This is a genomic window from Stenotrophomonas sp. 05L44_2 (assembly GCF_056665995.1).
Genome location: NZ_JBFTNR010000103.1, coordinates 1 through 11977 on the forward strand (window position 1 = coordinate 1; position 11977 = coordinate 11977).

Sequence of the window (11977 nt, forward strand, 5' to 3'; positions counted from 1 at the left end):
GTGCACGTCGGGTCAACGCGTCCACATGATCCATGTCCGGCAGCAGGCCCAGGTAGGCGCGCTCGGCGCTGTCCAGATCCGGCGCGCGCAGGATCGCGTTGGCATCGGCGGTGGGGGTGACAGCGGCCATGCGGGATCCTTGTTGTCCGTGGGGCGGATGCAGGTTCGGTCAGAACGCGCGCATCAGCGAGATGAAAGCGGAGGTCTGGCTGCTGCGCCGTGCCATCGGGCTGTCTTCGACGGCATCACCGAACCACTGGTTGGYGACGACGCCGGTCGCGCGCCATTTCGTACCCAGGGGCGTGCTGACCGCGATCTGCAGGCTCGGCGAGGTGGCACTGCCGGGCTTGTAGGCCGCCAGCCCGGAGCGCAGCGCTTCTTCGTCACTGATGCCGTAGTAGTAGTCGAGCAGGCGGGCGCTGGAATGCACCACGCCCACGCGCGGCACCCAGGTGAAACGGCCGGCCTGGATCGGATAGCTGTAATGCAGGCTGGATTCAACACCGCCGCCGTGCCCGCTTACTTCGCGCTTCACGCTGGCCGCCACCGCGCCCCAGTCGGCGCTGTAGTCGGCATTGATGCCGACCATCGCCGACATCTGCCGGCTGTGCAGGCGGCGCAGCTGCGGATCGTTCACGTCGTCGGTCTTGAAGCGCAACGTGTAGGGCGTCGCCACCGCCGACAGGCGCAGGCCGTCGGCCTTGTAGAGGTTCATGCCAAGCGAGCCGGGGCTGGCGAAGAAGCGCTTGCCCTGCCAGGACAGCGCCGGCAGCACCAGCGGCTTGTCGTCATAGTGCGCGTAGGCGCCAGTGGTCGCGCCGAAGGTGATGCCGGCCTGTACCCCCGGAGCCTGTTCCTGCGCGGTGGCCAGCAGCGGCGTGGAGAGAGCGACGGTGCACAGCAGGGGGCGCAGCAGGGCGGGGGACAGTGAGGTCATCGATGTAGTGCGTTGCAGGGATGGCGATGCATGCTGCGCGCGCAACATTGTCGGAACATTGCGCAGGCGCAATCTGCTGGCATCGCCGCCACCTGCACGCCGAAGGCACTATGATCGGCACCGTTTCCGGTTGCCGAGCCCCCGATGCGCATTCTCCTGGTCGAAGATGACCCCGATCTCTCGCGAGCCCTGCAGTCCGGGCTTGAGCGCCAGGGTGTGGTCGCCGACGTGGTCGGCAGCCTGGCCGAGGCTGCGCTCGCCCTGCGTGAGCCGGTGCATCAGCTGATGCTGCTCGATCGGCAGCTGCCCGATGGTGATGGCGTGGGCTTCGTGGCGACTGCCCGTGCGCTGCGGCCGAACCTGGCGGTGATCATGCTCACTGCCAAGGGTGGGCTGTCGGACAAGGTGGAGGGGCTGGATGTCGGTGCCGATGACTATCTGGTCAAGCCGGTGGCGATCGAAGAGCTGATGGCGCGCATCCGCGCCGTCTCGCGTCGACCGTCGGCGATGGTGACCCCCCGGTTGCGGCTGGGCCGGCTGGAGTTTGATTTCGAATCGCTGCAGGCGCAGGTGGACGGCCAACCGGTTGCACTGCCGCGGCGGCAGGTGCTGGTGCTGCAGGCGCTGGCGATGCGGCAGGGGCGCACGGTCACCCGCAGCGCGCTGGAATCGGCGGTGTACGGATTCGATGATGAGATCCAGTCCAATGCGCTCGATGCGCATATTTCAAAACTGCGCAAGGCGCTGCAGCAGGCCGGGGCAGGCGTGGAGATCCACGTGATCCGCGGCGTCGGCTATCTGCTGGCGGAGGCCTGAGATGGCACGACCGATTCGTTCGATCACCCTTGGACTGGCGTGGCGGCTGTTCCTGGCGCAGGCCTTCACGGTGTTGTTCGCCGTCGTCGCGCTGATCCTGACCTGGGGCGACAAGGACACCTGGGGCATGGACATGTTCATGGCCGAGAGCGCGGCCAACGCGGTGCACAGCGAAGGCGGCCGTCTGGTGCTGGACGAAGCACGCTGGCAGAAGCTCGATGCGCGTGCCGGTGGCAACCTGTGGTTCGCGGCGGTGGACGATCGCGGTGCATGGCTGCAGCGCGGTACGCTGCCTGCCATCCACGCGCCGCTGCTGGCCCGCCTGCCGACACTGGGTGCCACCGAGCTGGGTTCGCTGGTGCCGCCGTACCTGGATGTGGCGCGGGTGATGATCCGCAACGAAGACGGCCGCCGCATCACGGTGATGGTGGGCGGGGCGCCGAAGGGCGGCCTGCTGGATGGCGCATTGATGGTGCTGCGGTTGATCGGCCTGTGGTTCTTCCTGCCGTTGATCGTGGTCACGCTGCTGGTGATGCCGACGGTGATCCATCGCGCCATGCGTGGCGTGCGCCGGTCCGCGCAGCAGGCCAAGGAGCTGGATATCGGCCAGCCCGGTGCGCGCCTGGACGCGCAGCTGGTATCGACCGAGGTCGCGCCTCTGGTCGAAGCGTTCAACGATGCGATCGACAAGGTGCAGCAGGGCTACGCAGCACGCGATAAATTCCTGGCCGACGCCGCCCATGAACTGCGGGTACCGATTGCGGTGGTACAGGCGCGCTTGTCGCAGTTGCCGCAGGGGGAGCTCAAATCGCAGCTGTTGACCGATGTCGCCCGTCTCGGCAACGTCGCCGAGCACCTGCTCGACCTGCAGCGCCTGGACCGGAACGTCGCAGCGCTGCAGCGCCTGGACCTTGCGCATGTCGTGCGCGAAGCGGCCGCCGACCTTGCGCCTCTGGTGGTTGGCGCCGGCTACGGCTTTGAAGTGGATGCGCCGGAGACGCCAGTATGGATCCATGGCGATGGCCTCGCCCTGGGGCGGGTGATCGCCAACCTGGTGCACAACGCCATCGTCCATGGCGGCGGGCGCGGCACCATCTGCGTGCGTCTGGACCGGCAGTGCCTGCTGGAAGTCAGCGACCAGGGCGCCGGCGTGCCGGTCGGTGACCGCGAGGCGATCTTCGAGCCGTTCCACCGCCTGCGTGCTGCTGGCAGTGGCAGCGGCCTCGGCCTGCATCTGGTCAAGGAGATCGTGCAGCACCACGGCGGCACGGTGAGCGTGGGCGAGGCCGTTGGGGGTGGGGCGAGCTTCCGGGTYAACTTCCACCGCGGCAGCGTGCGTCGCTAGCCGGGCGCTGACAACGCCACACGGTGTTGCCTGATGGCTGGGTGAGGCCGCGCCTCGGCACGCTGTGTCGATGGCAGCCGATCGGACCTTGTCGCCCTTGTTTGGCCCCGCGTGCGCTGCCGCTCTGGTTGCCGGTGCGTTGGTCTGCGTGCTGCTGCCGGTGTTGCCACCGCTGTGGGCTTCTGTTGCGGCGACCGTCGTGGCCGCGTTGGGCTGGGTGTTGCGCTGGCGCGGACGCGCGGCGGCTGCGTTGTTGTTCGGCTTGGCCTGGACTTGCTGCCACGGGTATTGGGCAATGCAGACGCAGCTGCCGGCCGGTTCTGCTGCGCAGGATGTGCTCGTCCGGGGGCAGGTCATCGATCTGCCGAAGGAAACGCCTGCACACACCCGCTTCGAATTCCGGGTGGATGCGTCCGATGCGATGCCGACGCTGCGTGGAAAGCGGCTGCAGGTGCTCTGGCACGCGCCACGGGGTGGGCCGACCGACGCCGGGCTTGATCAGAGACGTCTCCTGCACGCCGGGGCGGATTGGCAGTTGTCGCTGCGCGTGCGACCACCACGTTCACGCATCAATCCGGGGGGCTTCGATGGCGAGCGGCAAGCGCTGCTGCGTGGGCTGGCAGGGAACGCCAGCGTGCGCGATTCGAATTCCACGCGACAGCTGCGCCCTGCGCATGGTCTACCTGCGTGGCGCGAGCGCACCAGTGCCGCCATTGCCAGGCAGATCGCACACCCGTCGGCGCGGTTCATCCAGGCCTTGGCACTGGGCGATACGCGTCGCCTGTCCGACGTCGATTGGGCGCAGCTGCGCGCGCTGGGCCTGACCCACCTGATCGCCATCTCCGGCTTCCATGTCGGCCTGGTCGCGGGCTTCGCCGCATTGCTGTGTTCTGCGCTCTGGCGATCCTGGCCGGGGCTTGCCCGGTTCTGGCCACGACCGCAGGCGGCGGCCTGTGCGGCGGCGGCGGCAGCAGCCGGCTATGCCGTTGTTGCAGGCAGCGAGCTGCCGACCGTGCGTACTGCGCTGATGATCGCGGTGCTGGCCCTGGCGCGCGTTGCCCGCCGTCCGGTGACGGTAGCGCAGGGGCTCGCGCTGGCCGCGCTGGCGATGCTGCTGCCGGCACCGCTGTCGGTGCTGTCTGCGGGCTTCTGGCTCAGTTTCGGTGGGGTGCTGTGGTTGCTGTGGTGCCTGCCGCAGGGGCGGCCGAAGGGGTTCGCCACGATGCTGCGCGGCGCTCTGGCAGGGCAGGGGGTGGCCAGCGTCGCTCTGCTGCCGTTGGCGGTGGCACTGTTCGGTGGCAGCGCACGGCTGGGGCCGCTGGTGAACCTGCCGATCATTCCACTGTGGAGCCTGCTGGTGGTGCCTCTGGCTCTGCTGGGAACCGCTCTGGAGGCCCTGCGCACCGGGGCAGGGCAGTGGCCTTGGCGCACGGCTGCCTGGGTGTTCGAGGCCAGTTGGCAGCTGCTGCAACCCTTGGCCGAGCACCCACAGGCGATGTGGTGGCTGGCGCAGGGGCCGGCCTGGGCGTTGCCGGCGGCCTTGCTGGGGGTGTTCTGGTGGCTGTTGCCACGCGGCGCCGGGGCCGGGCTTGCCGGTTCTTTGCTGTGCCTGCCGTTGCTGTGGCCGGCACGGTCGGGGCCGCAGCAGGGTGAGCTGGAACTGGTGGTGCACGATGTCGGCCAGGGCGCGGCGGTGCTGCTGCGGACCGCCCGGCACGCACTCTGGTATGACGTCGGCCCGCCAGCCGGCAGCGGCAGCGGGGCCGAGGAGCGGATGCTGCTGCCGACCTTGCGGGCGTTGGGACAGGAGCCGCCGGCACAGCTGATGATCAGTCACGACCACCTGGACCACAGCGGCAACCTCGCCGCGCTGCGCCGGCAATTGCCGGGTCTGCACGTACTGGCTCCACCGGGCAGTGCGATTGCCAAGGCCGGCAGCTGCCAACAGGGCCTGCGCTGGCAATGGGACGGGTTCGATTTCCAGGTGCTGCATCCGCCCGCCGCGTTCCCTGCCGTTGGCGGGAAGGGCGCCGACAACGAAGCCAGTTGCGTGCTGCGGGTTGCTGGCGCGCACGGGGTAGTGCTGCTGCCCGGTGACATCGGCCGGCAAGGCGAACAGGCGCTGCTGGCGGGCGCTGCCGATATGCTGCGTGCGGACGTGGTGCTGGTGCCCCATCACGGCAGCGGAGGCAGTTCCACGCCGGACTGGGTGAAGGCGGTGGCGCCGCGGCTGGCGCTGGTCTCGGCCGGGCACCGGAACCACTTTGGCCACCCGAAACGTGACGTGGTGCGGCGCTGGCAGGCGGCGGGCGCCGAAGTGCTGTCCACCGCCGAGTCCGGCGCGATCCGCGTATGGCTTGGCGCACAAGGCCTGCAGCTGCGTGAACAGCGTATCCACGCCGCCCGGTGGTGGGATGCCGCTGGGCGGGCGCGGTCGGCTGCTATCCTATCGCCGATCGAACAAGCGGCCGCTGGGCCGGAGGGTTGAAACGTGTGGGAACTGGTCAAGGCCGGTGGCTGGCCGATGGTGCCGCTGCTGCTGTTGGGCGTACTGGCTTTGGCGATCGTCCTGGAGCGTTTCTGGTCCTTGCGGCGTAACGAGGTGCTGCCGCCTGGCCTGGGCCAGGAGGTCCGCAACTGGGCCGCGCGCGGCAAGCTGGACCCGGCGCACCTGCAGACCCTGCGTGCCAATTCACCGTTGGGTGCCCTGCTGGCCGCCGCGCTGGAAGCGCGCAACCGCCCGCGCGACCAGATCCGCGAGCGCATCGAGGACACCGGTCGCCATCTGGTGCACCGCATGGAGCGTTTCCTCAACGCGCTGGGCACCATCGCCTCGGCCGGCCCGTTGCTGGGCCTGCTGGGCACCGTGGTCGGCATGATCCAGATGTTCCTGGGCATCCTCGACCACGGCGTGGGTGATGTGAACCAGCTTGCCGGCGGTATCGGCAAGGCACTGGTGTGCACCGCCACCGGCATGATCGTGGCGATCCCGGCGCTGATGTTCCACCGCTTCTTCAAGGGCCGCATCCACGGCTACGTGGTGGAGATGGAGCAGGAAGCCAGCGCGCTGCTGGATACGCTGGACGGTCGCCCCGGGGTGATGACCCCGGCCCCCGCTGCGCGCGCGTCTTCCGCCGCTACGGCAAAGGCCTGATCGATGCGTATCGGCAACGACCGGTCCCAGGATGAGCCGCATATCGACCTGGTGCCGCTGATCGACGTCATCCTGGTGCTGATCATCTTCTTCGTGGTCACCACCACCTTCGACGCGCGATCGACCCTGCAGGTGCAGCTGCCGACCGCCAGCCAGCAGCAGACCAACGAGCCGCCGCGCTCGCTGAGCGTGCTGATCAACGCTGACGGCCGCTACTTCGTCAACGATCAGGAAGTGCTGCGCAGCGACGTCGAGTCGGTCAAGCAGACCATTGCGGCCGTCGCCGGCAGCGACCGCGAACAGACCGTGCTGCTGCGTGCCGACGCGCGCACTCCCTACCAGGCCGTGGTCACCGCGCAGGACGCGCTGGGCCAGCTCGGCTTCCGTCGTATCGCCATTGCAACAGCGCCAGAGGTGCGTCCATGAGTTCCCATCACGCGCCAGTGTGGCCGATCTACAAACGACTGCTGGGCTATACCCGCACCTACTGGGTGTTCATGATCGGCGCGGTCATCGCGATGGTGGTCGAAGCCCTGGCCGGCTATCACTTCACCAAGCTGATGGAGCCGCTGGTCAACCGCGGGTTCGTCAACCCCGAGCCGCGCATGGCGGTGATCCTGCCGCTGACCATTCTCGGCCTGTTCCTGATGCGCAGCGTGGCCACCTGGGTCAGCGACTACACGCTGGCCAAGACCGGCCGCAGCGTGGTCCGCGACCTGCGTGAACAGGTGCTGCAGAAGTACCTGCACCTGCCGTCCTCGCATTTCGATGCCGAGGCGACGCCGGTGATGGTCAGCCGCCTGAACTTCGACACCGAACAGGTCACCCAGGCCAGTGCCGACGCGCTGAAGACCGTGGTGGCCGATACCCTGACCATCATCGCCATGCTGGCGGTGATGCTGCAGATGAGCGTCAAGGTGACCCTGGCGATGCTGGTGGTGGTGCCGCTGATCGGCGTGATCGTGTCCTACGTGGGCAAGCGCTACCGACGCATCAGCCGCGGCATCCAGGACGGCATGGGCACCATGGCGCAGACCGCCGAGCAGTCGCTGGCCGCGCAGCAGGAAGTGAAGGTGCACGGCACCCAGCAGCACGAGATCTCGCGCTACTCGCGCCTGGCCAACCGCATGCTGGCGCTGAACATGAAGGTGGAAGTGACCCGCGCGGCGGCTTCCAGCGTGGTCCAGTTCCTGGCGGCGCTGGCGCTGGCAGTCATCGTCTGGGTGTCCACCCGCGAGGCACTGGCCGGCAAGCTCAATGCGGGCCAGTTCATGGGCCTGATGACGTCGATGATGGCCATCATTCCGTCGCTGCGGCGGCTGACCAGCGTGCAGACTTCGATCTCGCGCGGTGTGGCTGCGGCCGAGCGCCTGTTCGGCATCATCGACATGCCGGTCGAGCGCGACGAGGGCAAGCACGCGGTGCAGCGCGTACGCGGCGAACTGGCCTTCGAGCACGTCATGCTGCGTTACCGTGAAGACAGTGGCATCGCCCTGGACGACATCAGCTTCGTTGCCAGGCCGGGCACGGTCACCGCCATCGTCGGTCGTTCCGGCAGCGGCAAGACCAGCCTGATCCGGCTGGTGCCGCGCTTCTACGAACCCAACGGTGGCCGCATCCTGCTCGACGGCGTTGCCCTGGATGAGTACCCGTTGGCCGATCTGCGCCGGCAGGTGGCCATCGTCGGCCAGAAGGTCATGCTGTTCGACCCAGCGCCAGCGCCTGGCGATCGCCCGCGCCATCCTGCGCGACGCACCGATCCTGATCCTGGACGAGGCCACCGCGGCGCTGGACAACGAATCCGAGCGCCTGGTGCAGGATGCGCTGCAGCGCTTGATGCCCGAGCGCACCACGCTGGTGATCGCGCATCGCCTGTCGACCATCGAGCATGCCGACCAGGTGCTGGTGATGGACCATGGCCGCATCGTTGAACGCGGCACCCACCAGGAGCTGCTGTCGATGGGCGGTCTGTACCAGCACCTGCACAACATGCAGTTCCGCGAAAGGCAGGACTGATGGCGGGCAAAGGTACCCAGACCCCGCCGTACTGGTACGACGGCAGCCCGGCTCCGTGGCCGATGCGACTGCTGGCGCCGCTGTATGCCAGCGTCACCGCGCTGCGCCGGCGCCTGTACCGGCGTGGCTGGCGCAAGCGCCATGCGCTGGCGGTGCCGGTCATCGTGGTCGGCAACATCACCGCCGGCGGCACCGGCAAGACGCCGCTGACCATCGCCCTGGTCGAGCGCCTGCGGGCCGCGGGCTGGAAGCCCGGTGTCGCCAGCCGCGGCTACGGTCGTGAGCAAGCGGACAAGGCACGTTGGGTGGAAGCCGATACGCCGACTGCCCTGGGGGGCGACGAGCCGGTGCTGATCGCCTGGAAGACCGGCGTGCCCGTACGCGTGGACAGTGACCGCGTGGCAGCGGGCAAGGCGTTGATCGCCGCCGGCTGCGACGTGATCGTCTGCGATGACGGCCTGCAGCACTACCGGCTGGCGCGCGACATCGAGATCGAGGTGGTTGATGCCCAGCGCCGCTATGGCAATGGCCGGATGATTCCCGCCGGCCCGCTGCGCGAGCCGGTCAGCCGCGCAGCGGAATGCGATTTCCGGGTGGTCAACCTGGGCCAGGCGGATGGAGCGGCGGCTGCCCAGGCCTGTGGCTTCGGCCAATGGCCGATGGCCCTGCACATCGACAGTGCACAGCCGCTGGCCGGCGGGCGCGCACGTCCCCTTTCGTACTTCGCGGGCCAGCGCGTGCATGCCGTGGCCGGCATCGCCCATCCGCAACGCTTCTTCGACATGCTGCGCGCGCGTGCGATCGGCGTGGTGCCGCACGCCTTCGCCGACCATCATGCCTACCAGCCGCAGGATCTGTCCTTTGGCAGCCAGTTGCCGGTGCTGATGACCGAAAAGGATGCCGTGAAGTGCCGCGCGTTCGCCAATGACTGGCAGTACGCGGTGCCGCTGCGCGCCGAGATGCCTGCTGCTTTCTGGATCGCGTTGACCGATCGCCTGGACAAGCTGCGACCGAACTGAGGGGCCATGCGGCGCTTGCAAATGGACGCCGCCGGCCGCATTCCTGCTGTATCGCGCCTGCCGAGTACCGCCCGCATGACCGACTTCGTTGTTGCCATCCCGGCCCGCTATGCCGCTTCGCGGCTGCCGGGCAAGCCGCTGCGCCTGCTGGGCGGAGAACCCATGGTGCTGCATGTGGCCCGCCGCGCGCTGCAGGCCGGCGCAGGTGAGGTATGGGTCGCGACCGACGACCAGCGCATTGCCGACGCATTGTCCGGCCTGGCGGAAGTGAAAGTGGCGATGACCGCTGCCTCGCATGCCTCGGGTACCGATCGCCTGGCCGAGTGCGCGCGCATTGCGGGCTGGTCCGATGACACCGTGGTGGTAAACCTGCAGGGCGATGAACCGTTCGCGCCGGCTGCCGGCATCCGCGCCGTGGCCGAGGCACTGGTGGCGGGCAGCGCACCGATGTCGACCCTGGCCACGCCGGTCGAGGATGCCCACACGCTGTTCGATCCCAACGTGGTCAAGCTGGTGCGCAACGTGCGCAACGAGGCCCTGTACTTCAGCCGTGCGCCCATCGCCTGGCATCGCGATGGCTTCGCCCGCAGCCGCGACACCCTGCCCGAAGGCCATCAGTGGCTGCGCCACATCGGCATCTATGGCTACCGTGCCGGTTTCCTGCAGCAGTTCGCCTCGATGCGGCCGGGCACGCTGGAACAGGTGGAATCGCTGGAGCAGTTGCGCGTGCTGGAAGCGGGCTACCCGATTGCCRTGGCGATCTCGCCCGAACCCTTCCCGCCGGGCATCGACACCCCTGAAGACCTGCAGCGCGCCGAAACGCTGCTGCAGGCGATGGCCGCGCGATGAGGCTGCTGGTCGTCTGCCTCGGCAACATCTGCCGCTCGCCGATGGCCGAAGGCGCGCTGCGTGCCCGCCTGGATGCCTCGGCGCTGGCTGGGCGGGTACAGGTCGATTCGGCCGGTACCGGCGACTGGCACGTGGGCCAGCCACCCGACCGGCGTGCCATTGCATGCGCGGCCGGACACGGGGTGGACCTTGGCAGCCTGCGCGCGCGGCAGTTGCAGCGGCAGGACTTCGACGCTTTCGACTGGATCCTGTGCGCCGACGAGGCCAACCTGCGTGACGCCGCACGCCTCGCCATTGCCACCCAGCGCGAGCGCCTGGCGCTGTACCTGCCGTGGTCGGGCGGGCAGGGCGAACGTGYGATTCCCGATCCCTATACCGGTGGCAGCGATCATTTCGAACAGGTCTGGTCGCTGGTCGACGCTGCTGCCGAACGCACCGTGGCACGCCTGTTGCATCACGCCGACTCCGGCATAATCGGGTCATGAACATCCAGCCCGTCCCGGACCTGCCCGAGTTCGCCGCCTGGCTCAATGCCGCGCCCTGCACCCTGACCGAACTGCGTGGCCGGCCGGTCGCGCTGTTGTTCGTCAACGCGGCTTCCGCATGGAGCGCGCAACGGCTGGCCGAGTTCAGCCAGTGGCTGTCACGCCACCCCGGCAAGCTGCAACCTCTGGTGCTGCAGGTGCCGCGCTTCGACTTCGAGCGTGATGCCACGGCTGCGCTGAAACTGCTGCGCCGCCAGGGACTGACCATGCCGGTGCTGCTTGATGCCGATTGGGATGGCTGGCGCCGCTTCGGCGTCAGCGCCTGGCCGACGATGGTGCTGCTGGACGCGCAGGGTCGCGAACAGCAGCGCTTGATCGGCCAGGGCGTGCCCGGCGAGCTGGAGCGGGCCCTGAATGCCCTCTGCGAGGGTGCGCCGTCCGCCCCTTCGCGTGGCGGCAGCGAGCTGCACCCCGAACCGCGCCAGGCGCTGCGATTCCCGATGGGTCTGGCAGTGAACCAGGAACGGTTGTACATCGCCGACAGCGGCCACCACCGCATCCTGGAATGCAGTCATGGCGGCCGCGTGCTGCGTCAGTTCGGCTTGGGTACCGCCGACTTCATGGACGGCAACCTCGCCGAGGCCGCTTTCCACCGGCCGCAGGCGCTGGCGCTGGAGCGCGAGTCGCTGTACGTGGCCGACACCGGCAATCATGCGGTGCGCCGCATCAACCTGCTGACCGGCCTGGTCGACACCCTGTGTGGCAACGGCCGTCCGGGCGCCCCCGTGGAAGGGCCGGTGACGCAGCCACGGCAGGTGTCGCTGGATCATCCGGTTGGCCTGGCCATCGCCGAAAACCAGCTGCACATCGCCATGGCCGGCGACAACCGCATCTGGAGCTACCACCTCGGCCAGCGCAGCCTGCAGTGGCGCGCCGGCAGCGGCGCCATCGACGAGCGCGACGGTAGTGGCCATCTGGCCGCGTTCGCCCAGCCCACCGCCGTGGCCGTGGTCCAGCAGGTGCTGTACGTGGCCGATGCGCTGGGGTCTTCGATCCGTTCATTGCAGTTGCGCGGTGACCTGGTGCAGACCCTGGTCGGGCAGGGCACCTGGCGTTTCGGCGAGGACGATGGCCCGCGTGCGCAGGCCAGCCTGCAGTTCCCGCAGGCGATCGCATTGAGCCCGGATGCCCCGTTGTTGTGGATCGCCGACACCGGCAATGGCCGCCTGCGCACGTTGCGCCTGGGCGGCGGCGAACTGACCACCCAGCCCTTGCCGCGGCGCCTGCATGGCCCGGCCGGCCTGGCCGTCGGTGCCGGCGCGGTGTGGATCGCCGAAACCGATTCCCACACCGTAC

General features: G+C 68.8%; 10 protein-coding genes and 1 pseudogene. 10 read left to right on the plus strand and 1 reads right to left on the minus strand.

The window, feature by feature from the left end; genetic code table 11:
- Nucleotides 1-169: 169 nt before the first annotated feature.
- A complete protein-coding gene (locus tag AC1VAN_RS05520) occupies nt 170-937 on the minus strand; it encodes a MipA/OmpV family protein (RefSeq protein WP_480985413.1) in 768 nt (255 codons plus the stop codon).
- A 144-nt stretch (nt 938-1081) separates the two neighbouring features.
- Here AC1VAN_RS05520 and AC1VAN_RS05525 point away from each other — a divergent pair, with 144 nt between their 5' ends.
- From AC1VAN_RS05525 to AC1VAN_RS05570, 10 genes and pseudogenes are all read left to right on the plus strand, one after another.
- A complete protein-coding gene (locus AC1VAN_RS05525; RefSeq protein WP_032975718.1) occupies nt 1082-1753 on the plus strand; it encodes a response regulator transcription factor in 672 nt (223 codons plus the stop codon).
- 1 nt (nt 1754) lies between these two features.
- On the plus strand, nt 1755-3098 hold the full coding sequence (locus AC1VAN_RS05530) for a sensor histidine kinase (RefSeq protein ID WP_442251046.1): 1344 nt from the start codon (nt 1755-1757) through the stop codon (nt 3096-3098).
- 70 nt (nt 3099-3168) lie between these two features.
- Entirely contained in the window at nt 3169-5586 is a 2418-nt protein-coding gene (locus AC1VAN_RS05535; RefSeq protein WP_032975721.1) for a DNA internalization-related competence protein ComEC/Rec2, read from the plus strand.
- A 3-nt stretch (nt 5587-5589) separates the two neighbouring features.
- Nucleotides 5590-6252: a MotA/TolQ/ExbB proton channel family protein gene (locus AC1VAN_RS05540; protein WP_025875219.1), complete on the plus strand. Its 663-nt coding sequence runs from the start codon at nt 5590-5592 to the stop codon at nt 6250-6252.
- A 3-nt stretch (nt 6253-6255) separates the two neighbouring features.
- The gene (locus AC1VAN_RS05545; protein ID WP_025875217.1) at nt 6256-6678 is read left to right on the plus strand and encodes an ExbD/TolR family protein; all 423 of its coding nucleotides are present in this window, start codon (nt 6256-6258) and stop codon (nt 6676-6678) included.
- Nucleotides 6675-8268 (plus strand): annotated as a pseudogene (locus AC1VAN_RS05550) (ABC transporter transmembrane domain-containing protein). The gene AC1VAN_RS05545 and the pseudogene AC1VAN_RS05550 overlap by 4 nt, the downstream one beginning before the upstream one ends.
- On the plus strand, nt 8268-9287 hold the full coding sequence (gene lpxK, locus AC1VAN_RS05555) for a tetraacyldisaccharide 4'-kinase (protein WP_032975722.1): 1020 nt from the start codon (nt 8268-8270) through the stop codon (nt 9285-9287). The pseudogene AC1VAN_RS05550 and the gene lpxK overlap by 1 nt, the downstream one beginning before the upstream one ends.
- A 75-nt stretch (nt 9288-9362) precedes the next feature.
- Nucleotides 9363-10136, plus strand: coding sequence for a 3-deoxy-manno-octulosonate cytidylyltransferase (kdsB, locus tag AC1VAN_RS05560; RefSeq protein ID WP_480985416.1), 774 nt, complete (start codon nt 9363-9365; stop codon nt 10134-10136).
- The gene (locus AC1VAN_RS05565; RefSeq protein ID WP_480985414.1) at nt 10133-10621 is read left to right on the plus strand and encodes a low molecular weight protein-tyrosine-phosphatase; all 489 of its coding nucleotides are present in this window, start codon (nt 10133-10135) and stop codon (nt 10619-10621) included. The genes kdsB and AC1VAN_RS05565 overlap by 4 nt, the downstream gene beginning before the upstream one ends.
- Nucleotides 10618-11977, plus strand: a 1360-nt coding sequence (locus AC1VAN_RS05570; protein ID WP_480985415.1) for a hypothetical protein, incomplete at its 3' end; no start/stop codon positions are given. The genes AC1VAN_RS05565 and AC1VAN_RS05570, both read left to right, overlap by 4 nt.